At 54.8% G+C, this 24,288-nt stretch carries 16 protein-coding genes and 2 tRNA genes; 10 read left to right on the top strand and 8 right to left on the bottom strand.

All coding sequences use genetic code 11. The features are described 5' to 3' along the window. Positions 1–143: 143 nt before the first annotated feature. From RBR60_RS13170 to RBR60_RS13155, 4 genes are all read right to left on the bottom strand, one after another. Entirely contained in the window at positions 144–3,437 is a 3,294-nt protein-coding gene (locus tag RBR60_RS13170) for an efflux RND transporter permease subunit (RefSeq protein WP_320357530.1), read from the bottom strand. Between the two features lie 3 nt (positions 3,438–3,440). Next, entirely contained in the window at positions 3,441–4,571 is a 1,131-nt protein-coding gene (locus tag RBR60_RS13165; protein WP_320357528.1) for an efflux RND transporter periplasmic adaptor subunit, read from the bottom strand. Positions 4,572–4,664: 93 nt separating this feature from the next. Next, entirely contained in the window at positions 4,665–5,987 is a 1,323-nt protein-coding gene (locus RBR60_RS13160) for a TolC family protein (RefSeq protein WP_320357526.1), read from the bottom strand. A 187-nt stretch (positions 5,988–6,174) separates the two neighbouring features. Beyond that, positions 6,175–6,378: a SlyX family protein gene (locus RBR60_RS13155; protein ID WP_320357523.1), complete on the bottom strand. Its 204-nt coding sequence runs from the start codon at positions 6,376–6,378 to the stop codon at positions 6,175–6,177. A gap of 345 nt (positions 6,379–6,723) precedes the next feature. Here RBR60_RS13155 and pgsA point away from each other — a divergent pair, with 345 nt between their 5' ends. From pgsA to RBR60_RS13125, 6 genes are all read left to right on the top strand, one after another. Further along, a complete protein-coding gene (pgsA, locus tag RBR60_RS13150) occupies positions 6,724–7,290 on the top strand; it encodes a CDP-diacylglycerol--glycerol-3-phosphate 3-phosphatidyltransferase (protein WP_320357521.1) in 567 nt (188 codons plus the stop codon). An 87-nt stretch (positions 7,291–7,377) separates the two neighbouring features. After that, positions 7,378–7,452 (top strand) — tRNA-Gly (locus RBR60_RS13145). Positions 7,453–7,460: 8 nt separating this feature from the next. Then, positions 7,461–7,535: transfer RNA gene (locus tag RBR60_RS13140), tRNA-Cys, on the top strand. A 127-nt stretch (positions 7,536–7,662) separates the two neighbouring features. After that, entirely contained in the window at positions 7,663–7,992 is a 330-nt protein-coding gene (locus tag RBR60_RS13135) for a DUF503 domain-containing protein (RefSeq protein ID WP_320357519.1), read from the top strand. Between the two features lie 19 nt (positions 7,993–8,011). After that, positions 8,012–8,173: a hypothetical protein gene (locus tag RBR60_RS13130; RefSeq protein ID WP_320357517.1), complete on the top strand. Its 162-nt coding sequence runs from the start codon at positions 8,012–8,014 to the stop codon at positions 8,171–8,173. A gap of 29 nt (positions 8,174–8,202) precedes the next feature. Then, positions 8,203–11,925 carry a PAS domain S-box protein gene (locus RBR60_RS13125; protein ID WP_320357515.1) on the top strand — a complete coding sequence of 1,241 codons (3,723 nt, stop codon included), beginning with the start codon at positions 8,203–8,205 and terminating at the stop codon, positions 11,923–11,925. 247 nt (positions 11,926–12,172) lie between these two features. Here the strand turns inward: RBR60_RS13125 and RBR60_RS13120 are convergent, their stop codons facing one another. The 4 genes from RBR60_RS13120 to RBR60_RS13105 form a co-directional block, all read right to left on the bottom strand. Then, positions 12,173–13,972 carry an acyl-CoA dehydrogenase gene (locus RBR60_RS13120; protein ID WP_320357513.1) on the bottom strand — a complete coding sequence of 600 codons (1,800 nt, stop codon included), beginning with the start codon at positions 13,970–13,972 and terminating at the stop codon, positions 12,173–12,175. A 311-nt stretch (positions 13,973–14,283) separates the two neighbouring features. Beyond that, positions 14,284–15,660: an acetyl-CoA hydrolase/transferase family protein gene (locus RBR60_RS13115; protein ID WP_320357511.1), complete on the bottom strand. Its 1,377-nt coding sequence runs from the start codon at positions 15,658–15,660 to the stop codon at positions 14,284–14,286. A gap of 468 nt (positions 15,661–16,128) precedes the next feature. Then, positions 16,129–18,168, bottom strand: coding sequence for a sigma 54-interacting transcriptional regulator (locus RBR60_RS13110; RefSeq protein ID WP_320357509.1), 2,040 nt, complete (start codon positions 18,166–18,168; stop codon positions 16,129–16,131). Further along, a complete protein-coding gene (locus RBR60_RS13105; protein ID WP_320357507.1) occupies positions 18,165–19,346 on the bottom strand; it encodes a mechanosensitive ion channel family protein in 1,182 nt (393 codons plus the stop codon). The genes RBR60_RS13110 and RBR60_RS13105 overlap by 4 nt, the downstream gene beginning before the upstream one ends. Positions 19,347–19,587: 241 nt before the next feature. On the opposite strand from RBR60_RS13105, the gene RBR60_RS13100 reads away from it, so the two are divergent. From RBR60_RS13100 to RBR60_RS13085, 4 genes are all read left to right on the top strand, one after another. Continuing rightward, a complete protein-coding gene (locus RBR60_RS13100; RefSeq protein ID WP_320357505.1) occupies positions 19,588–20,037 on the top strand; it encodes a YqaA family protein in 450 nt (149 codons plus the stop codon). A 166-nt stretch (positions 20,038–20,203) separates the two neighbouring features. Beyond that, a complete protein-coding gene (locus RBR60_RS13095) occupies positions 20,204–22,015 on the top strand; it encodes a sigma 54-interacting transcriptional regulator (RefSeq protein WP_320357503.1) in 1,812 nt (603 codons plus the stop codon). Positions 22,016–22,228: 213 nt separating this feature from the next. Next, the gene (locus RBR60_RS13090; protein ID WP_320357501.1) at positions 22,229–23,599 is read left to right on the top strand and encodes an acetyl-CoA hydrolase/transferase family protein; all 1,371 of its coding nucleotides are present in this window, start codon (positions 22,229–22,231) and stop codon (positions 23,597–23,599) included. Between the two features lie 329 nt (positions 23,600–23,928). Continuing rightward, positions 23,929–24,288 (top strand): MFS transporter (locus RBR60_RS13085; protein WP_320357499.1); only part of this gene is annotated, 360 nt, incomplete at its 3' end.

Genomic DNA, 24,288 nt, shown 5'->3' with positions numbered 1-24,288 from the left:
AAGCAGAAAGGATGGCAAGGGCCTTGACATGATCCCCAACGGATCTCTGAAAGGCGCGAAAAGAAGAAGGCCTCCAGCCTGCTGGATAGAGGCCTTCTTCTTTTCATTCTGTTCTCACCCTGCATGCAAGGCGGTGATTTTTTTTAAGCGGGTTGTTTGGGGTTTTTGGGGGCTTGGCCTGTCATTTTTCTGAAGCGTTCCTGCACACTGTGGATGAGTGAGTACAATACAGGCACCACCACCAGGGTGAGGAAGGTGGAAAGAAGAAGGCCGAAGATCACCACAATGGCCATGGACCGCCACCACTGGGAGGATTCACTGACCAGGGAAAGGCTTAAGTTTCTGAAGTCGTAGGAGATGCCCGTCACCATGGGGATGAGGCCCAGAATGGTGGTGATGGCGGTGAGCAGCACGGGCCTTAAGCGGGTAGCGCCTCCGGCAATGACCGCATCCTTGACCGCATAGCCCTTTTCCTTGAGCTTGTTGATGTAATCAATGAGAACAATGGCATTGTTCACCACCACCCCGGCCAGGGAGATCACCCCCACCCCGCTCATGATGACGCCAAAGGGAAGGCTCAGGGCCGTAAGTCCCAGAAAGACCCCACCCAGGGAGAGGATGACGGAGGTCATGATGATGATGGGCTGGGATACGGAATTGAAAAGGCTCACCAGGATGAGGAAAATCAGCAGGAGGGCCGTGAGAAAGGCCTTACTGAGAAACTCCTCGGATTCCTTCTGCTCCTCTTCCTCCCCGGTGAAACGGTAGGTGTAACCATGGGGCATGGGAACTTCTTCCATGAGCTTTTCCGCATAAAGCCTTGCCGTTGCGCCGGGGGTTCTTGTTTCATCCACCTCCGCCTTAACAGTCACCACCCGTTCATGGTTGATGCGGACAATGTTGCCCATGGTGCCGGCAAAGGAAATTTCCGCAAGGGTGCTGAGGGGAATGAGCTGGCCCGAAGGGCTTGAGATCATGAGCTTGCGCAGCACCTCGCTGCCGCGTCGGTCTGCCTCGGGCAGGCGGACGGTGATGTCGTAATCCTTGTCGCCCTCCCGGAAGCTGGAAACTTCAAGGCCGTTGTAGGCGGTTTTTAAGGCAAAGCCGATGGCGCTGCTGGAAAGGCCGAAGAGGGCCGCCTTCTGGCGGTCAATTTTCACCTGTATGGACGGAATGGCCTCAATGTAGTCGTCCTCCACATCCTGAACATGGGGGACCTTGGCCATAAGTTCCCGCACTTGCCGGGCGATGGCCCCGAGAACCCGGAAGTCATCCCCTGATATTTCGATATTGATGGGAGGCCCTGTGGGAGGTCCCTCATCCTGTTCCTGCACGGTGATGTGGGCGCCGGGAATGTTTTTCAGGCGTTTGCGGATACGCTCCAGGGTCTGGGGTGAAGAGGTGATGCGTTCTTCGAGATCCAGGAACTGAATGCCGATATGGGTGGGCGTGTTTCCGCCAAATCCGGAGATGGAAGGGCCGCTGACGGATTCCGCATAGATATGCTCGATGTTGTCAAAATCACTGGGGCCGGAAAAAAGTCTGCCCGAGAGGGTTTGGTGGGGCAGGGGGGACATGGCCTGGGCATAACTTTCCGGTGTTATGGGATCAAGGCCCTTTTCGCCGCTGTAAATTTCCCGGGTAATGGCCATTTCTGCCCTTTTGACCACATGATCAATGTAATCGAGATCCGCGCCTTCGGGCATGCGGAAGTTCACATAAACCATCCTGGGGTCCACAGCGGGAAAAAATTCCACAGGCCTTTCCAGTCCTACCCGGTAGACCCAGAAGAAAAAGCAGAAAAGAAGAACCATGAAGGAGCTGAGGATCACGGTGATGCGTTTTTCAAGGGCGACTTCCATGAGGCTGCGGTAGGTCCGGAGCAGGGCTCCCTGGATGACCACAGGCTCTTCCCCACCTGAAGAGGCATCCAGATTTCGGCCGTTTTCCGAAAGATCAGGACGTCCCTTGACCCGCATAAAAAGGGAAGCCAGGGCGGGGTTGATCACAAGGGCCACAAAGAGACTGGCGGAAAGGGTAATGATCAGGGTCTGGGGAAGAAATTTCATGAATTCGCCCATGACACCGGGCCAGAAGAGCATGGGCAGGAAGGCTGCGAGGGTGGTGAGGGTGGAGCCGATGATGGGCCAGGCCACCTCGCCGCTGGCCCGGATGGCGGCATGGAAGCGGGGAACACCCTGCTCCATATATCTGTAAATATTCTCAATGATGACAATGGCATTGTCCACCAGCATGCCGAGGGCCAGTGTCAGGCTGAAGAGTACCACCATGTTGAGGGTGATGCCGAGGGCATAGAGGATGGTAAAGGAGATGAGCATGGAAAAGGGGATGGCCATGGCCACAAGAAGGGCGTTGCGTCCCCCAAGGGCAAAGAAGAGAACCGCCACCACCAGCACAAGACCGGAGAGGATATTGTTTTCAAGGTCCGCCACCATCATGCGGATGTCCTTGGCCGCATCCATGGTTTTGGTGATTTCCGTACCCTTGGGCCATCGGGTCTTTTCTTTCTCAATCACCGCATCAATGGCCTCGCTGATACTGATGATGTTTTCTCCGGAACGCTTTTTGACGGCGATGTTCACCGAAGGCCTGCCATCAATGCGGGAGCGCCCGGTTTCCTCTTTAAAGCCGTCAATCACCCTTGCCACATCCTTGAGGTAGATGGGCTGACCTTCCACCGTGGCAATGACAAGCAGGTCAATCTCTTCGGGCGTTGAAAATTCTCCGGGCACCTGAAGCTGGTACTTACCGTGGCCCAGGGTGATGGCTCCCCCTGAGGTGTTGAGGTTCTCGCGGCTCACCGCTTCCTGAAAGGCTGTGATGGGAATGCGGTAATAGGCCAGCTTGTCCGGGTCCATTTCTATGATGATTTCCCGCTCAAGGCCGCCGGTGATGTCCACCTCCAGAATGCCGGGGATGGTTTCAATGGCATCCTTGAGGTCATCGGCCATGTCCTTTAAACGGGCAATGCCCGAGGAGCCGGAGAGGGAAAAGACCACGATGGGAAATTCGGAAAAATTCACCTCAAAAACCGAAGGGTCATCCTCAAGATCCGTGGGCAGTTCGCCCTTGGCCTCGTCCACCTTGTTCCGGACGTCCTGAAGGGCGTCCCGGATGTCCGTATCCGGGAGGAACTCGATGTTGATCTGGGAAAGGCCTTCGGAGCTGATGGATTTCACCTTCTTGATGCCCCGCATCCCTTTGAGTTTTTTTTCAATGGGAATGGTGATGCTGGTTTCTATGTCTGCTGCGGCCACACCTTTATATGCGGTGGAAACAAAGACATAGGGAATGGAGATGTCCGGAGCACTCTCCCTGGGCAGGGTGTTATAGGTGTAGGTACCGAAGATCAGGAGAAGAACGGCCAGAACCATGACGCTTGTACGCTGTCTGACAGCCAGGGATGGGACGAGCATGGATCATAATTCCTTGATGTCGTGGATTTCTTTGATAAGGGTGATTTTCTGCCCATGGGCCAGATCTCGCTGACCCACCACCACCACACGTTCTCCGGCTTCAAGGCCGGAGGTGATTTCCACCACCCAGCCTTCCTGGATACCCAGGCGGACTTCGCGTTTTTCCACGTGTCCGTCCTTTTCCACAAAAACCGAATGGCTGCCTCCTGCGGAAATAACGGCATAAAGGGGCAGGGTAAGGGCAAAGGGGCTGAATCGTTTTACAATATCCACGCGGGCGAACATGTCCGAAAGAATTTCTCCTTCCGGGTTGTCGATGAGGATTTCAAGGTCATAAAGCCTTGCCGTACTTTCGGCGGATCTTGAAAAATGGTGTTTTTTTCCGGTGAAGATTTTGCCGCCCAGGGCGTCCAGGCGCACTTCAAAGGTGTCCACCTGGCGAACCGCATGAATGTCGGATTCGGGAATGCCCACGGTTACCTTGATGGGGTTCAGCTGAAGGATTTCTGCTACTGGGTCCCCCACCGCCACAAACTGTCCGGGTTCCACCAGCATGCGGTTGATGATGCCGTCCATGCCCGCCCGCACCCGGCAGCGATCCAGTTGAAGCCGGGCTGTCTCCATGACGGAACGGGCGCTTTCCAGAGCCGCCACTGCGGAATCCAGAAGGGATCGGGTGGCGAGCTGTTCTCCGTAAAGCTCCACCAAACGGGCGTGGGTGGCTTTTTCGGTTTCAAAGGTGGCCTTGGCGGCATTGAAGCTGTTCTGGTAATCCCTGTCGTCCAGGAGGTAGAGGGCTTCGCCCTTGCGGATGTTCTGCCCTTCCTCGGCGAGTTTTTGCGAGACCTTCCCCGCCACCTCGGCGCTGACCCGCAGACGGACCCAGGGGGCGGTCATGCCAGGCAGGTTGATGCGGTCCCGGATTTTGGAAGGGCTTAGGTTCAGAACCACCACGTTGACTCCGGGATCTTCGGAAGCCAGAGCTGTGGAGCGTTCCTTTTCCAGATCCTCGGCCTTGCGGGAAACGGCTAAGACCGTGACCCCAACGAGAAGGATGAGAAGGAGGAGAACAAGATAGGGAAGTTTTCCGAACCAAAAGGTCCGAAAGGATGTTTTTTCGGAATTGGGTGTCATGGGCGCTTCCATTCGTATGGCATATGAGGTTGGTGCTCCGGCCGTTTTTCAGCATGGACCTTTGTGGTTTCTGGTGAGGCCACACCTTACATATCAGGGATCACGGGCCGGGATGAGGTCGGAAATCCGTTCTTTCAGCCTGCCCGTTGCGTAATCCAGGGAGAGCCGCGCAAGGTGGCTGTCCAGGCGGGTGGTGGCAAGGCTGCTCTGGGCTGTGAGCATGAGGCTGTTGGCATCCATGAGGTCCACGATGTTGGCGAGCCCTACCTCAAACTGACGACTGACGGCAAGGTAGTTTTCCGTGGCAAAGCGAACCTGGTCTTCCAGGGCGTTGAGACCGCTCAGGGCCTTTTGCAGTCCATGGTAAGCCCTTTGCACCTCAAGGCGGATGTCCCGGACACTCTGGGCATAGCGGAGGTGGGCCTGACGCTTTTCAGCCTTGGCCTCCCGTATGCGCGCAGGGGTGAGCCCGCCCGTATACAGGGGAACGGAAAGTTCCAGCCCCAGGGAAAGGGACTGGGTATCCTTGCTTTCCGAAGGCGAAGGCCGTGCATCCTGATACTGGGCTGACCAGGAAATGACGGGCCAGCGTTCGCCCTTTTGTAAGGCCACCTTGTCTTCGGCAATGCGGGCCTCAAGTTTCAGGGCAGCCAACTCGGGTCTTGCGTTGAGGGCTTCTTCCACAAGGCTTTCAAGGCTGGTTTCCGGGTGTGCGGCTCCGGATCTCTCAGGGGTTGCAAGGCGGAAATCCAAAGGCAGGTGGATGAGGGCAGAGAGCATGGCTCGTTCATCCTCAAGGGCTTCTGCAGCCACACTGCGGCGACTTTTTGCTCCGGAAAGCTCGGCCTGGGTCCGAAGAAGATCGGGTCTTGTGGCGTCATTCAGACGGACACGGGCCAGTACCTGGTCCAGATGCCTGGAAAGGCGCCGGACTTCAGCTTCCTCAATTTCAATTTCTTCTTCTGCGCGGATGATCTGATAAAAACGGCTGCCAACTTCAAATAGATAGTCTACGGTTACGGCTTCAAGGTCTTTTCCTGATTTTTCAAGGGCCCTGCGGCTCATCTGGAGGGCCACCCATTCCTTGCCGTTGAGGGTCATGGACTGGCCCATGCGAACGCCAGCGCTGTTCAGGCGGTCGGGATCCGTGTGTGCGGGATCAGGATACAGCTGATGGGAGGCAAAGGCCTTGATCTCAGGCCGCAGTACGGCCCTGGCCTGATCCTGAAGGGCCTTTGCCATGTGGACGGACTCCTTTGCCATGCGGATGCGGTCCGCGTCCGCGATGGCCAGGCGGTAGAGATCCTCAAGGGTGAAGCGGGGGGACTGGGGAGAATCCTCCGCCAGGACTTCCATGGAAAAGAGGAAGGCAATGCAGAAAAGAACATAGAAGAAATGTTTGAAGGTGGAAAACATGAGCGGCTTTCATCTGGATGGAAGTTGGGGTGTCCGGGGAAGGCAAAAGGGCCTGTCTTCCGTATGACACCAGATTCTGCACCTGTGCTTGTACCTGCCCCGTATCCGGAAAGGCCAGAAAAAATATGTAAGGATTTGTAACAAAGTGTCGGTGGTGCTGGGTGATCCTGCGCAGGAAGATGTTTTTTCAGTAATGGGGCGGTTTTTCATTATAAGGGGCCTGCCCGGTTGGTTCACCGAGGGCCTGGATGCGATCTCCCAGAAACCTGCAGAGCTCCTGCAGACGATCAATCTCCTTTTGCTGTTCAAAGACAACGGCATTGAGTTCATGAAGGAGTTTTTCCTGGTAAGCTAAGCGGGTTTCAATGGGGATGAGATCTTCCGGTTTCATAAGGGCTCCTGGTTTTTGTAAAAAATTCAGGTTTTTCAGGGGCTGGGCTGGGGCAAGAAAAGCCCCCGTGTCCTGCCTTGTATTTTCATGGCCCCGGATCGCGGTGCGGAAAGCCAGGGCCATGGGATGGTGGTTTGGATGGAGTCCTTTTTAATAAGGAGGCCTCTTTTTTGTGTCACGATCCGGGGTTCGGAAGAAGCGCCCGGATAAAAAACGGCATCAGAGCGGTTGCAAAGCGAGATACGATTGTGTAACCAAGGAGGGCGGATGTCAAGTGCGCAGTCCCTGCGGAAGTTTTCCCGGAAGCCGCTTTGGCCTAACGATTCACAGACAAAGGTTTTTCCCATGACATTGGAAGCTAAACCCTGGTTTGAGCGTCTGCTCCACCCCAACTCCCTGACCCTGTACAGGGTGGCCGCCGTACCCCTGCTTGTGGTGCTCCTGCTCACACCCGGTCGTTTCACGGCCTTTCTTGCGGCCCTGGTTTTTTCCCTTGCGGCCATCACGGATTTTCTGGATGGATTCATGGCCCGCCGTATGGGCTTGGTTTCCCAGTTTGGCAAGATCATGGATCCCCTGGCGGACAAGCTTCTGATCTCCAGCGCCTTTATCATGCTTGTGGGGCTCGGGAGGGTGGAAGCCTGGATTGTCTGTGTCATCCTGGGCAGAGAGCTGGCCATCACGGGTCTGCGGAGCATCATGGCCTCCGGCGGCGCGGATGTGGCCGCCACAACACTTGCCAAATGGAAGACGGGGTTTCAGATCGGAGCGCTTATTCCTCTGCTCCTGCACTATCCCTATCTCGGGCTTGATTTTCATATGCTGGGGACCTGGGTTCTCTGGGTGGCGGTGCTGCTCACCGTATGGTCAGGGGTGGACTATGTGCTGCGGGCCCGAAAACTGATTCTGTGACCTTAAAAGGTACTTTTTCTGAAGACAGGCATTTTTTCAATTGACATCCAGGGCGGGATTTTCTAAATAGTCCCTCGTCTTCACTGGGCGGGAATAACTCAGTGGTAGAGTGCAACCTTGCCAAGGTTGAAGTCGCGGGTTCAAATCCCGTTTCCCGCTCCACATATTATGGCGGCATAGCCAAGTGGTAAGGCAGAGGCCTGCAAAGCCTTTATTCCCCGGTTCAAATCCGGGTGCCGCCTCCAAAACATGAATTAAGATCAGCTTCGGCTGGTCTTTTTTTATTTGGTTCCCCAGCTTTTTCTGGGTCTTGTTTGACAAATTCTGTGATTCAGGCATGCTGGGCAAAAAAAGTCATGAAGGAGGGAGACCATGGCAAGCTTGAGACCCGCCAAAGGCAAGGGCATGGTATGCGCTGTGGGCGTTCTGGTGTTTCGCATTCACGGATGCCGGTCCCTGAAGGAAAAACGAAGCGTGGTTCGGTCCCTGGTGGCCAGGCTGAAAAATCATTTCAATGCGTCAGTGGCAGAGGTTGCCTGCCAGGATGTGTATCAGCGCGCAGAAATCGGTTTTTCCCTGGTGGGCAATGAGGTTGCCCATGTGAATGCCATGGCCGATACCCTGGTCCGCATGGCCGAAGACTATACTTCTGCCGAACTTCTGGATTCGGATTTTGAAATTTTTCATTACAGCGAATTCTGATGGGTCTTAAGAGTCCCGTATGGATGTGCAGACCCTGATGAATCTTCCTTCTTCATGGAGAATCATGCCGGGCATCTTTTCTTTCCATATGGCGCTGGAAGGCGAGGGGCTGGGTATTTTCTTTTTGAATTTGTTGACTTTCTGGATGCCATGTGGTCCTTTCCAAAGGTTGCGCCCTTAGATTGACCTTTTGAAGGATGATAGAATTTGATGACAGGGTTTCAAAAGTACGCAAGACGCTGGGCGGTGCCTGCGTTGGCCTTTTTACTGCTGGTAGGCATATCTCTCATTTCCGTTGTGCGGATAGACCGTCAGATGGAAGGAGATTTCCGAGACAACGCTGTACGCATGGCCCGGATTGTGGGTGAAGTTCTTGATATGGGAAATCCGGAGGAAGACCAGGGCACCGCCCTGCTTCACTCCTTTGTCAAGAATGATCCCCGCATTCTGGGAATCCGCCTTTATGGAGAAGGTGCGGAAGTTCTGCTGGACACCGCATCCCATTTGCCCTTTCTGCCTGATACCCTGGCCAGGGATTCCGGGATACGGGTGGAAAGGCTTGGGGCTTTTTCGGACTCCTCTTCGATTTTTCAGATTCTTCTTCCCCTTTCCCATTCCAGGACCCTGGCGCTTTTCATGGCCCAGCGCAAAGGCGAGGGGCTTCCCTTCATTTTACCCTTTGTGGCGGTAACCCTTTTTCTTTTTGTGATTCTCACCCTTTATTTTGTCTGGCAGTCCGTATGGATGCGTGGGGAACTCAAAGCCCGCAGGCATGCGGAAATAGCCTTGTCAAGAAAGTCCCGCATTGATGAAATTTTTGCCAGGTATTCCCGTTCCCTCATTCTTGCGGGCAACATGGAAGAAGCCACGGTGTATGTGCTGGAGGCGGCCCAGGAGCTGACAGGAAGTCGTGTGGGATATGCGGGATATCGGGATCCTTCCACAGGGCATCTTTTCTGCCCCGTAGGATCCGGACAGCTGGATACCCGGAACATCATCAAGCCGGATCTTCTGGTTCTGGAAAACTTCTCCGGAGTCTGGGGGGAGGTATTGCAGCATGGGCATCCCCTGTACGCCAGTTCGGAAAATGGCCGGGCCCTGTCCATTCCCACCCGGGATGGGCAGATGGCTGTAAGCCATCTCTTGTCTGTGCCTGCCATGGCAGGCGGCACACTCGTAGGGCAGATTACCATAGGCGACGGCCGGGAGCCCTATACGGATGCGGATCTCCGGGTGATGGAAAAGCTTGGCGATCTCTTTGCCCTTGCCATTCGCAAGGCCCTGGCCACCAAGGCGCTCCGGGAAAGTGAAAACCGTTTCCGGGTGGCTTTCAAAACCATTCCCGATGCGGTGCTTGTCACCCGGCTTTCGGATCACACCCTTGTGGATGTCAATGACGGTTTCATCCGCATGAGCGGTTTTCTAGCGGACGAAGTGCGGGGGCGCACAACGGTGGATCTGGGATTCTGGAAGGATCTTGCGGACAGGGATGCCTTTCTTGAGGGGCTTCGTTCCGAAGGAAAGGTCGAGAATTTTGAAACCCGTTTCCGGGTGAAGGGGGGAAGGATAGTTCATGGGCTGATTTCTGCTTCCAGAACCTTCCTCCATGGAGAGCCTCACCTGTTGTGCGTCATACGGGGAATCGACCATATCCGGGAAGCGGAGTTTCAACTGCGCAAGGAGCGTTCCTTCTTATCCAAGGTGGTGGAAACCAGCCCTGCGGGGATTATCGCTGTGGATCCCAGGGGCCGTATCATCTTCGCCAACCAGAAAATTGCGGAAATTCTGGGTATGGACATTCCCTCCATCCTGGAGCGCAGCTTTTATGATGAACGATGGGAAACAACGGACCATGATCTTGTTCCCATACCCAGGGAAAAAATGGTCTTCTTCATGGCGAGAAATCGGCGTGCGCCCCTGTACAATGTCCGGCATGCGGTGATGGATGGACGGGGCCGCCGCATCTACCTCTCCATCAATGCCACCACACTGTGGCGGGATGATGGGGAACTCGACATGATCGTGTCCGCCTTAGATGATGTGTCTGAACAGGTGAAAGGAGAGCACAATCTCTTTGAGGCGCGCAGTCGTCTCCAGAGTGTGATGGCCAACCTCCCCGTGATTCTCTGGGCTCTGGATGCGGAGGGGCGTATCACCCTTTTTGAAGGGAAGGGAACCCAGTCTGTGGTGATGCCCGAAGGCGGATTACTTGGCGTCAGCGCACGAGAACGCTATGCGAACCTGCCGTTTATGCTCCAGAGCATCGAGCGGGTGCTGGCCGGAGAAACCCTGTCCATCACCGTGCAGATCGGAGAACGCTATTTTGATGTGAGCGGATCTCCCTTATGGAACAGTGCGGGGGCTGTGGTGGGTGCTTCGGGGGTGGCTGCGGATGTGACAGCCCGGATCCGGGCAGAGGTGGATCGTATCCGGCTTTCCGCAGCCATTGAGCAGGTGGCGGAAAGTATCGTGGTCACAGATCGTCAGGCGAACATTCTCTATGTGAATCCCGCCTTTGAGCGCATCACGGGCTGGCACAGGGATGAGGTCATGGGGCGGACGCCCGCCATCTTAAAGAGTGGCTATCATGGGAAAAGCTTTTACCAGGAAATGTGGCAGACCCTGCTTTCCGGTCGGGTCTGGCAGGGCTATATCACCAATCGCAAGCGGGACGGCTCCTGCTATGATGAGGAAGTGAGCATCTCTCCCATCCTGGACAAGGCCGGAGTCATCATCAATTTTGTGGCTGTGAAGCGGGATGTCAGCCTGGAACGTAACCTGGAAAAACAGCTCCGTCAGGCTCAGAAAATGGAAGCCATTGGCACCTTGGCGGGTGGTATTGCCCATGATTTCAATAATATTCTTTTCCCAATCATTGGGTTTACGGAGCTGACCCTCGAAAACATCTCTTCGGATCGCATTGAGCACAAGTATCTGAAAAGCATTCTCTCCGCAGCCCACAGGGCAAGGGAGCTCGTCTGGCAGATTCTCACCTTCAGCCGCAGAAGCGATGCAGAGCACAGGGCTGTTTCCGTGCATGCGGTGGTGAAGGAAGCGCTGAAGCTTTTGCGGGCATCCATTCCCTCCACCATTGAGATCCGCCATGACATTGAAAGTGGAGGGATCCGTGTTCTGGCAGACCCCACGCAGATTCATCAGGTGATCATGAATCTTTGCACCAATGCCTTCCATGCCATGGAGGAGGGCGGCATCATGACGGTGGGGCTTCATACCGTACACCTGAAAGAGGACAGACCCGGCGATGTGCATCCGGGTGTCAGACCCGGAGTCTGGCAGGTACTTTCCGTCGGTGATTCGGGCATGGGGATGGATGCGGCCACCATGGAGCGGATGTTTGATCCCTACTTCACCACCAAGGAACAGGGTAAGGGCACAGGTTTAGGCCTTGCCACGGTTCATGGTATTGTGAAGGGCTGTGGTGGAGAAATCCGTGTGGAAAGCGCTCCTGGGGAAGGGGCGATTTTCCGGGTCTACCTGCCAGTGGCTCCGGATGTGCAGAATCTGCAGGGTGAGCATTCGGAGGTTGTGACCGGCGGCAAGGGACATATTCTTCTTGTGGATGATGAAACCCTGATTGTGGATATGCTGCAGGACACCCTGATCAGTCTCGGCTATGAGGTAACCGGCTGCTGGTCAAGTACCGAAGCCTTGAGTATTTTTGGACGTATGCCGGATAGTTTTGATCTGCTCATCACAGACCAGACCATGCCCAAGATGACAGGAACGGCCCTTGCCGGAGAAATCCAGAAAATCCGTCCGGGTTTTCCTGTGATTCTCTGTTCCGGATTCAGCGAACCCCTGGAGAGAGAAACCTTGCGTAAAAGCGGGATTGTGGATTGCGTGATGAAACCCGTTTTGCGTAAAGACATTGCTAAAGCTGTGCGCATGGCGATGAAGCAGGAAGAGTCTTAAGCCTGAAATAAAAAGCATTTTCATGATGTTCATGCTTGCCAGTATTTTAAAAACGACTATGCATTACCCGTTTGGAATATAAAATTTTTTTCTACCTACGGGGAAGGCTGTCAGAAAAAGGTGGATGCATAAAAAAGAGGTCGGCGCACCGGGGAGGATGCGCCGACAGACGACTTCCGGCGGGGGCGTTTGTCGGAAGCCATGATGAGGAGCCGGGGTTTTTAAAAACCCCGGCTTTTTTTAAGCATTATCCACCGAAATTGGCGTCTTCCATGGCGACAGCTGCGCCGTCCATAATCTGGATGGAAGCAAGTCTGCCTGCGGTGATGGGCAGCTGGGTATTGATGAAGAAGCGGGCGGTGATGACCTGGCCCTGGTAGAAGGGGTCATCCTTTTTCTTCTGACCAATTTTGGGAGCTGCCACGGCGGCACGCCACAGGAGCATCCAGGCCATGGTGAGATCCCCTGTGGCTTCCAGGAAGGGATGGGTGAAGGCAAAGGCGTCCAGTACCTTGTCGCTGCCTGCGGCCTTGCCCAGGATGGCTGCGGTTTCCGTGTAGGTGTTAAAGAGTTTTTCCACGTTTTCCGCCAGGGGTCTGACCGCTTCAATGCCACGGGCCAGCTCGATGGTTTTGCGGATTTCTTCCAGGAAGGCCATGAAGGCGGCCCCTTTTTTCATGCCCATCTTGCGGCCCACAAGGTCGATGGACTGGATGCCGTTGGTACCCTCATAGATCTGGAAGATGCGGGTATCCCGGAGGAGCTGGGCCACAGGATATTCTTCGATGTAGCCGTAACCGCCGTAAACCTGCACGCCATGGGAGCAGACTTCAAAGGCCTTGTCTGTGATGTAACCCTTGATGATGGGGGTGAGAACTTCTTCCAGATCCCGGAGGCGGGCTTTTTCCTCGGCGTTATCAGAGAGGTGATGGCGATCCTGAACCATGCCGTTGAAATAGATCAGGCTGCGCATGCCTTCCACCAGACTTTTCATGAGCATGAGCTGGCGGCGTACGTCCGGATGGCGGATGATGGCGGAGGGACCTGCGTCTGCGGGGTCGGTCATGTGCTTGGTCTGGATGCGCTGACGGGCGTAGTCCAGGGCGTACATGAAGGAGGCTGTGGCGTTGGCAAAACCCTGAAGCCCCACCATCTGACGGGCTTCGTTCATCATCTGGAACATGGCGGCCATGCCCTTGTTTTCTTCGCCGATGAGGGTGCCGATGCACTGGCCCTTGCCGCCCAGGGTGAGCGAGCAGGTGGAGTTGCCGTGAAGGCCCATCTTGTGCTCAATGCCCGTGCAGACCACATCGTTGAATTCGCCTAAGGAGCCGTCGGCATTGATGCGGTATTTGGGAACCATGAAAAGGGAGATACCGCGGGTGCCTGCGGGGGCGCCTTCAATACGGGCCAGGGTGGGGTGGATGATGTTTTCCACCATATCCTGTTCACCGCCGGAGATGAAGATTTTTGCGCCGGTGATGGAGTAGGTGCCGTCCGGGTTACGCTTGGCTACGGTGGTAAGGGCACCGACGTCGGAGCCTGCGTCGGGTTCGGTCAGAAGCATGGTGCCGGACCATTTGCCCGAATACATGTTTTTCAAGACCTGATCCTTCTGAGCCTGGGTGCCGAAGCTCTCAATGAGGCGGGCTGCGCCGTGAGAGAGCATATGGAAGAGCATGAAGGAGTTGCAGGCCCCATAGAAGTATTCATTGGCCGCCAGGCCTACGGCCTTGGGCATGCCCTGACCACCCCACTCGGGAGAGTCGCTCATGGCCAGCCACTGTCCGTCGCAGTAGTTTTTGTATACCTTGTGGTAAGCTTCGGGAACCCGCACCTTGCCAGCATCAAACTCGCACCCACTGTCACTGATTTTCTGCAGAGGCAGGATTTCCTTGATGGCCAGATTCCGGGCCTCGGTGACAATCAGGTCAATGGTTTTGCGGTTGAAGTCTGCAAAAGCGTCATTTTTGGCAAGTTCCGCCACTTCAAATTGTTCATGAAGAACAAAATCCACATCGCGACGGTCGGCAATCAATTGGGCCATTTGGAATCTCCTTTTCAAGGATTTTGGGTGAGAAGGTCAATATTGTTTTTAGGGTGTTCGGTGCCCCGGTTGCACCGGAGCACCGTTTTTGCGCAAGGTTTTATCGTCTGGGTTGCGAAAAAAGGTGTTCGTCCGATATCGGCCTGGGTTCTGCCGGTCCTTTCCCCTTTATGGGTAATCAAGGGGAAAGGAAGACGTTTCATGAACAAACGATGACCCAACCGTAAAACCATGTTTTGCGCTTTTTTGCAATGCCCTTGATCCATATCAGGGGCGCGATCAGGTGATTTGATACTTCATACTACTGTTTTTTAAGCGGTTTTCAAGAGATTGACGGGGTTCTGAATTTTGTGTTTTCTGTCTCCGGCCCGCCAGATTCCCATTTTTTGTGCTTCCTGAACCAGTTCGTCACGAAAATCGGGATGTGCAATGGAGATCAGGGCTTCGGCCCGCTCCCAGGTGGATTTCCCCTTGAGGTTCACCTTCCCGTATTCCGTAACCACCCAGTGGGTGACGGTGCGGGGAACGGTGATGATGGAGCCGGGGGTGAAGGTCGGCCGGATGCGGGAGATCAGTTCCCCGTTTTTCCCCTTGGTGGTGGAGGAAAGGCAGATAAAGCTTTTTCCACCGGGAGCATGGTAGGCGCCAAAGGTGTAGTCAAACTGACCGCCGGTGCCGGAGATGTGTCGTGGACCGGAGGATTCGCTGGAAACCTGACCGAAGAGATCTACTTCCACCGCATTGTTGATGGCCACCATTTTGTCATTCATGGAGACATTGGCGGGTTTGTTCACAAGATCAACGGAATAACTGGCGCAGAAGGGATTTTTATCAAGGAAATCATAGAGCTTCTGGGAGCCAAGTGCAAAGGTGTAAGCCATTTTTCCGGGGCAGTATTTGGTATATTTGCAGGTGATACGTCCGGCCTCAAACATATCCACAAAGGAGTCTGCGAGCATTTCGGTGTGTACACCAAGGTCTTTAAGATCGGATTCAGCAATCATTTTCCCCACGGCATTGGGCATGCCGCCAATGCCGAGCTGGATGCAGGAGCCATCATGGATTTCTTCCATGATGAGCTTTGCGATGCGCCCGTCAATCTCCGAAGGAGCTGCGGAAGGAAGCTGGAAAAGGGGTTTGTGGTCAGATTCCACAATCAGATCCACCTCATCGATGTGGATGCCCTCGTTGAATCCGCCATAGCAGTGGGGAATGTTGCGGTTGATTTCTACGATAACCTTTTTGGCTCGCTTGGCAACGGCCATCTGGATGGAGTTGGAGGAACCGAAGTTAAAGTATCCCCTTGCGTCCATGGGTGCCACAGCCACGCAGAAGACATCGGAATTGATGATATCGTAGTAACCAGGACCTTCGTGGAAGAGGAAGGGAACATAAAAACAGTTGCCCGCATCATGGAGTTTGCGGTCGCCACCGGAAAAATGCCAGTTGTTATACACAAAACGCGTGCCCGTGGGGTCGGCCTTGGCCACAGCCGCCATTCCGGGGTAGGTCATGGCGCGGACTTTGACATCTTCCACCTCGTGGACCCGGGCGGCAAGGGCGGCATCCAGGGTGAGGGGGGCACAGGCAAAGTTGCCGTAATCGACCCAGTCTCCGGATTTAATCTGACGAACAGCCTCTTCCGGTGTACACATCTTTTTTTTGTAGCTTTCCTGGTAGGGGCTCATTTTTCCTCCTTGATGTCCTGTGGCGGCTTCCCCGTAATATCCTGTGCGGTATGACTGGGATTTCCTGGTTTTCATGCGTCGCGCCGGTTTGAGAACATCTCTATGCGAGGAGCGTGCCAGCTTTTTTACAGAAGAAAGAAAAAGAACAGGGCCTGGAAGTTTTTGCGGGTGGATATTCTGATTTTATTCAATTTTTATTTTGTTGAACATGAAACAGGGGAAAGAAAAAAAGTTGATTTTTTCTGTTGAGCCCGGATTTTATCGTCGTTCAGGGCCTTGGAAGGATAGGGTCGGGTTGTGGTGTTTTCACCCCAATTCATGGGGGAAGGATGGGGAAAAACGCACAAAAACAATGTTTTCGAATGTGTTGTGGCGTTTTTACCCCAATATGAGGATGGTTCTCATCATTTCCCTTGGACAGCCTTGCCCTGTGCTGAGGAAGCCTGGGCCTTCTGGGCTGGTCGGACTTCATACAATATGGAACTGGCGGAGCTTGGTGAACAGGGTTTTTCTGTGTATGCCCAGGGCTTCCGCCGTGCGGCCCTTGTGCCACTGGTGTTTTTTCAGGGTCCGGAGAAGGAATTCCTTTTCACAGTGTTCCATGGCCTGGCGCAGATCCATGTCTTCGTCCATGTCTTCGTGGGTTTCCCTGCCCTGAAAAGCCTTCTTGGCCTGGTCCATACCGGGGAAATCGATTTTTTTCAGGGTAAGGTAGCGGTGCAGGGTATTCTGCAGCTCCCGGACATTGCCGGGCCAGTCATAGGCCGTGAAGGCTTCCATGATCTGGGCGGAGAGGGGGGGCAGATCTTCTTTGGTTTCGAACTGTTTAACAAAATGATCCATGAGCAGGGGGATGTCCTCCCGCCGTCTGCGCAGGGGGGGCAGATGGATGGGGATGATATGAATGCGGTAGAAGAAATCCTCCCGCATGAGGTTTTTGCGGACATGCTCCCGCAGATCCCGGTTGGTGGCGGCGAGGATGCGCACATCACTTTCCCTTCGCGTGGAAGTGCCCACGGGTGTGTAGCCGCCGCCCTCAATGGCCCGGAGGAGTTTGACCTGAAGGGTCAGCGGGAGTTCTGCAATTTCATCCAGAAAAAGGGTGCCGCCGTCGGCCATTTCCATATACCCTTTCTTGTCTGTCACAGCGCCTGTGAAAGATCCCTTGATGTGGCCGAAAAACTCACTTTCCATGAGATTTTCAGGGATGGCGCCGCAGTTGACCACCACAAAGGCCTTGTCCCGTCTGGGACTGCTCCTGTGGATGGCCTGGGCCACCAACTCCTTGCCCGTTCCCGACTCCCCCAGAATGATGACATTGGCTGTGGATGCGGCAGCCTTGAGAATGAGATCATACACATCCTGCATTTTTGCGCTTTTACCGATGATATTGCCGAATTTGTATCGATCCCTGAGGCCTGAGCGCAAAAGGGTGTTTTCCTGCTGCAGGCTGGCCTCCCTTTCCTTGAGGGCGGCTTCGGCTTCCTTGCGCTGGGTGATGTCAATGAGAATGACCTGGATGCGCTCCACCTTGCCATTGCTGTCAAAGATGGGGGAGTTGACGGCGTAGAACCACTGGCCCCGATCCTGGCAGCGGAACTCCATGCGCAGGGTTTCTCCGGCAAAGACCCTTTCACGGATACCCAGGGTGAAGAGATTCTGGAGGTCAGAAAGGGCGTCTTCGCAGGGAGCGCCCGTGGCATCCATGCCCGTGCGCTCCACAAGCAGGCGGTTCATGTAGCGGATGCGCATGTCCCGGGTATAGACGAAGATGAACCCCTCAAAATTCTCAATGATGGCGTTGAGTTGGGCTTCCCGCTGGCGCAGGGCGTTTTCTGCCTGTTTACGGGTGGTGATGTCAAGAAAGGAGGCAATGCTGCGCTGGGTACCATGAATCACGCCCACTTTCATATAGATATCCATGATGCGGCCGTGGCGGTCTGTGATGCGGCACTCGTACTCCGTGGGTACCTTGTTACCGGGTTTGCGGCGGCCGTAGTGGTATTGCTGCATGCGGTCCTTGTCTTCAGGAACGATGAACTCGGACCAGCGTTTTTTCCCATGGATTTCCTGACGGCTGTAGCCCGTCATTTCCTGAAACCTTGCATTGGCGCAGGTGATGGTCATATCTTCTTCAATGATGATGGTGCCTGTTCCCGTGTTTTCAAACACGGTTTTGTACATCCGCAGATGCTCATAGGTGGAGATGTTTCTGTGAAGAACCTGGGCGATGCGGCCCGCCATGTCTGCGATCTGCTGAAGGAAAATTTCGGACATGCCATGATTGATGGGAACCACCATATCCAGGGGCCCCTGGGGAAGACCTTCGGTGTGGGCCACAGGAAAGGATCTTAAATCCTTTTCCTGCACCGACTGGGATGTTGGGCTGAAAAGGACAAAAGCAAGGCCCAGTTCTTCTGCGATCCGGGTTTCTGCGGAGGAGAGAAAGGTAATGAGGGCCTTGGCATTTTCAGCAAGCTGGAGGAGCTGGTGGCAAAGAGGCATCATGGCGCGTTTCCTTGGGTGACAGGGGGAATGAAGGGCTGGGGTTTTTCCGTTTCCGGCAGAACTTCGATATAAAGAGAACGGCTGGGAAAGGCGAAGGAAGCCCCTTCTTCCTCCACAATGGCCTTGATCGCCAAGGCCAGCCCTTCTTTGGCGGCCAGCCATTCTCCCCAGATCGTGGTGCGGGTGAAGCAGTACACCATGAGATCAATGGAGGAATCGGAGAAACGGTCTACCCGGACAAAGAGGGGGACTTCCGGTGGGTTAACGATTTTTTCATTCTGGAGAAGGTGGTTTTCAATGCGGTCGCGGATACGACGCAGGGCGTCCAGGGCGGTGCGGTACTCAAGGCCGATGACCCAGTAAATTCTGCGGTGGGTCATGGCGGAAAAATTGGTGAGCGTATTGTCGGAAAGCCGACTGTTGGGTACAAAAACCGGAGCCTTGTCAAAACGACGGATGCGGGTGGAACGAAAGCCGATCTGCTCCACCGTGCCTTCCACCACGCCTTCCACATGGATCCAGTCGCCTGTGCCAAAGCGGCGTTCGGTGAGGATGAGAATTCCGGAGATGAGGTTTTTGAAGAGATCCTGGGCTCCTAAGGCCACGGCCACACCAAAAAGACCGAAACCCGCCAGAACAGGGCCGACCTTGATGCCCCACATTTCCAGAATGGTGGCGGCCCCGATGACCATGACAGCGATTTTAACGGCTTTCTGGGTCCAGTCCAGCAGGGCCTGGCCGATGCGCTCTTTGATCTGGTCAAAAAGCCTGAAAATGGGGGGGATGGCGGAGTAGAGCGCCCAGAAGATCATGAAAGCCACCATGGATCGGATGATTTTTTCAGAAAACTCCGCAGCTGCGCCTTGAAGTTCCAGAAAACGTAAAGCAAAAAATATTCCAAGAATGATGGGAAGCAGACGGATGGGCGGCTCAAGGGAGGCGACCACTTCGTCGTCAAGGCGGGTGGTGGTTTTTTGGCTGAGATTTTTCAGACGTTGGAGCGCCCACTGCACCACCGTACGTCGGAGCATGAGAAAGAAGAGCAGAATGGCTGCGGCTGCAAGGTAGCGGGCAATGGGAATTCCCATGAATCCGTGCTGCCAGATGTCCATGGTGATGGTGATGAATTCTTTGAGAAAGCTGAGAATGTCTGTGGCCAGTTCCGTTAAAGCAGTCATGCGAGAAAACTCCCTTGTTCTTTAAGAAAAACTTGTGGTGAATCCGCCTCAACACATTGGAGAGAAACATAGGTCAGAAACCAGGCATAGGTCAATACGGGGGCGGCGGAAGGAAAGCCGGGGTTTTTTCTGACCTCCGGGTTTTTTTTTGTTACCCTCATCCAGAAAGAGGGTTTTCGTTTTTCGGATCAGAGACAAGGAGATCAGGTTTTTGCATTCAGATATTTTTCACGGATGGCTTATGCTCTGGACCGATGATCTGTGGCTGGCCGGACTTTTCCTTTCAGCCTTTGTGGCGGCCACCCTGCTGCCCGGCGCTTCTGAGGTGGTGCTGGTGGGAGGAATTCTTGGGGGAAAAAACGCCTTATCTGCCGTGGCTGTGGCGACCCTTGGCAATATGCTGGGCGCACTCACCACCTTTTTTCTCGGAAAATTTCTGGGAAACAAGGCGGGGGGCTGGGTGGGAGTTACGGAAAAGAGACGGCAGCGATCCCAGGCATGGATTGCCCGGTACGGATCCTGGCTCCTGTTGTTTTCCTGGGTGCCTGTTCTGGGAGATCCTCTGGTTTTTGCGGCGGGCTTTGTTCGTCTGAATTTTTTTTGTTTTCTGGTGTTCACCCTTTTGGGCAAGCTGGCCCGCTATACCCTGGTGGCCTGGCTGACCCTGGGCTCTGTCCAGCTTCTGGTCTGAAGAGATAAAAAAGAAGGTGTGAAGGGAAATCCTGATCGCTTGGGCTTCTCTTTTGCATTCAGCTGCGCATGGGTTTAGGCGGATCACAAGAGAGTACCGACGCCTCATGGCAAAGGCGTGCGGGTGCGGGGATGCCATCAAAACGGGAAAAAAAGGGGAGGGGAGGATGAGCGAGGGGAGGGATCCCTGGCGGGAGCGTGCGGAAAACGCCGAGGCAGACGCCAGTTTCTATCGCATGATTTTTGAGAAATCCACGGCACCCACCATTGTCATTGAAGCGGACTATGTCATCAGCCGCATCAATGAGCGGGTCGAGGAATTGCTCGGTTATTCCAAAGAAGAGATTGAAGGCAAAATCGCGTGGCTGCGCTTTGTTGTGCAGGAGGATCTGGAGCGTATGATGCGCTATCACCACCTGCGGCGTCAGGATCCTGCGGCGGCACCCGGAGAATATGAGTGTCGCCTGATGAACCGGGAGGGGCAGGTACACGACATCCTGATTAAACTGGACATGATACGGGGAACCACAACCAGTGTGGCCACCCTGGTCAATGTCACAGCGGAAAAGGAGGTGGTCAAGACCCTGAAGCAGCGCGAAGCGGAGTTCCGCGCCATTGTGGAGCATTTCACGGGTTTTTTGTATACCTGCCACAAGGACCATCGCCTGGCCTATATCAACCGGCCCTTAGTGGAAAGAACGGGGCGGGATGTGGATACAGGACCCTGCTACGCTGTGGTCTACAACCGGGATACGCCCTGCCCCTGGTGTGAGAACGGGGATGTCTTTTCCGGAAAAACCGTGGAGGTGGAGCGTCTGGATCCTGTGGATGAGCGCTGGTACGCCATTGTCACCACCCCCATCTGCGGAGAGGATGGCGGAGTTCTGCTGCGACAGACAGTGATGGTGGATATCACGGAAAGAAAGATGGCCGAAGAGCGTATGCGTTCACGCACGGCCCTGCTGCTGGAGGAGAACCGGCGGCTTAAATCCAGCATGAAAGACCGCTACCGCTTTCATGGTATTGTGGGGAAAAGTCCTGAAATGCAGGCGGTGTATGACCGTATTCTCCAGGCCGCAGGCAGCGGGGCCGCTGTGGTGATTCGTGGGGAATCGGGCACGGGAAAGGAGCTGGTGGCCCAGGCCATCCATACCTTAAGCCAGCGATCGGCCCAGCCCTTTATCCCGGTAAACTGCGGAGCCATTCCTGAAAACCTCATGGAAAGCGAATTCTTCGGATACAGGAAGGGGGCTTTCACCGGTGCGGGCAGTGATAAGAAAGGACTCCTGGAACTGGCCCATGGGGGTACCCTTTTTCTGGATGAGGTGGGGGAAATCCCCCTTTCCATGCAGGTAAAGCTGCTCCGGGCCTTGGAGGGCAACGGGTTCAGACCCTTAGGCGGTCGGGAGAATATCCGCACGGACATCCGTATCATTGCCGCCACGCACAGAAACATGGAAGGGATGGTGGCGGAAGGACGGATGCGTCAGGATTTTTTTTATCGGCTTCACATCATTCCCATTTATCTGCCGCCTCTGCGGGAAAGGAAATCCGATATCTCCCTTCTGGTGGAGCACTTTCTTTCTTCCATGGATGGCGAAAATGGGAGGAAAGAGGTGGACGCGCGGACCATGGCCACCTTCTTACGCTATGACTGGCCCGGCAATGTGCGGGAGCTGCAGAATGTGCTGCACCGCTACCTGACCCTGGGCAGTCTGGACCTTTCCCTGGCATGGGAATCGGAGGGAGAGGGGAGGCAGGAGGCCAGCCTGAAGGAGCGGCTGGACCTCTATGAGCGGGATGTGATTTTTGAAACCCTGAAACGTTGCGGCGGGCACAGGGGGCATACGGCGGAGGCCCTTGGGGTGGATCGCAGGACCCTGGAAAGAAAAATGAATCGATATGGCTTGCGGGAAGATGCTGCGGCAAACATGCCGCATGATGCGGCGCAATTGCCGGATCATGGTGAAAGCCTCTAATCGCTGGATTTCTGCATAAACACTGTTCCGTGTCGTTGCTGAGCATGCGTCATCTTTGCCGCACCCCTGGGAGGTTTTCGGGGGTGCGGCTTTTATTTTTTTGCAAAAAGCCTGAATCGGCAAGGGTTTTATGTGTTGGCCCGTGTCTTGCAATTGGTTATCGGCAACCCAAGCCAATGCCGCCCGACGCGGCGCCAACCAAAGGAGGACATCATGGATTTACAGGCCCTTTACCGTGCAAAGCGGGTATCCCCGGAACAGGCAGTTTCCGTGGTGCGTTCGGGACAGTGGGTGGATTATGGCAACTTTCTCTGTGCTCCCCTGACCCTGGATGCGGCTCTGGCCAAACGGGTTGACGAGCTTGAAGAAGTGAAGATCCGCGCCGTTGCCTTCCCAGGCCTTGCCGCCGTGGCCCTGGCCGACCCCACGGGTCAGCGTTTCCTTTATAACAACTGGCATTTCACAGGCGGAGACAGAATTCTGCATGACAAAGGGCTTTGCAGCTATATTCCCCTTCTTTACCACGAAGGTCCCCGGCATTATGAGCGGGACATTGAAACCGATGTTTTTTTTGTACGCTGCGCGCCCATGGACAGCAATGGCTTCTTTAACTACGGTGTAGCCAACTCCGTTCAGAGGGCCCAGGCGGAAAGCGCCAGAACCATTGTGGTGGAAGTGAACACCAACATCCCCGTATGCCACGGCGGTTATGACGAGTCTTTGCATATTTCGGAAGTGGATTTTATCGTGGAATCGGACAATGCGCCCATGTTCAGCCTCAAGGAACCCGCCGTTTCCGGGGAAGACATGAAGATCGCAGAATATGTGGTTTCAAGAATTCCAGACGGCGCATGTCTGCAACTTGGCATCGGCGGCCTTCCCAACGCCATCGGCCGGATGATTGCGGATTCGGGCATCCGGGACGTCGGTGTGCATACGGAAATGCTGGTGGACAGCTACATTGACATGTATGAGGCGGGGCGAATCACAGGTCGTTACAAGCGGGACCTTCCCGGCAAAATGACCTACACCTTTGCTCTGGGATCCCAGAGGCTCTACGATTTTCTGCACAACAATCCGCTTTGCGCCAGCTATCCTGTGAACTACGTGAACACGCCTTCCCGTATTGCTTCCAACCCCAGGGCCGTTTCCATTAACAATGCCGTGGACGTGGATCTTTATGGTCAGATTTCCAGCGAATCTTCTGGAATCCGCCACATTTCAGGGACAGGCGGCCAGTTTGATTTCGCCTTTGGCTGTTATCATTCCGAGGGTGGGCAGAGCTTCATTTGTTTGCGATCCACTCAGACGGACAAGGCGGGCAACCGCAAAAGCCGCATCCGCCCCACCCTTGAGCCCGGCACCATTGTGACCCTCCCGAGAACGGTGACCCACTGGGTGGTGACGGAATTCGGTATGGCCAATCTTAAAGGTAAAAGCACCTGGGAACGGGCCGAGGCGCTCATTGCCATCGCCCACCCGGATTACAGGGAAGAACTGATGCGCGAAGCCGCAGCCATGAACATCTGGAAGCGCAAGCTGCATGTATCGGGTTTTCAATCGGATATTCGCATGGCCGTATGAGGCAAAAGGGCTTTATAGGGTTGGCCCTTTCTCTCCCGCGCCGGGAACTCTCTCTGCCCCCCATCTCTCCGAGAACAGGGAGGGTTCCCGGCCCTTTTCAATCAGACCGAAAAGACGTCCTGGTCTGTCCGCACAAGGCTGCATGTTCTTGGAGACCCGACGAGGTCTGATACTTCTGTCCTGATACCTGTTTAAGAACCCGGATGGTCTGTCTTTATCCTGACGCCCGTACTGCGCCCAGGGGCCGGGGATTTTTTTATCCTGTCTGTGATCACTGTTTTCTGGAGCAATCCATAATCTCACACACTCATTATCCAAAGGGGGCATTCATGGAAGCACGGTATGAAGAAGCAAAACTTCCCAATCGCTGGCTGGTTGTGGCGGGTTCACTGCTCATGCAGCTGAGTCTCGGTGCCATTTACACCTGGAGCCTTTTCAATAAACCGTTGGTGGAAGCCTTTGGCTGGACGCCGGGGGATACGGTTTTCACCTTTTCCCTGACCCTGGCCTGCTTTTCCGTTGCAGTCATTTTTGCAGGCAGGCTACAGGATAAAATCGGTCCGAGAAAGGTTGCCATTGCAGGGGGGATCCTCACGGGTCTCGGCGTTGCCCTGGCAAGCTTTGCCACCCATATCTATGTTCTTTACCTCACCTATGGAGTCATTGCGGGCAACGCCGAGACCCGTGAG

Origin of the sequence: Desulfobotulus sp. (assembly GCF_034006065.1) — a bacterium.
Taxonomy (GTDB): domain Bacteria; phylum Desulfobacterota; class Desulfobacteria; order Desulfobacterales; family ASO4-4; genus Desulfobotulus.
The sequence above is the reverse complement of the archived record's forward strand: the minus strand, read 5'-3'. Positions and strand labels throughout refer to the sequence as shown.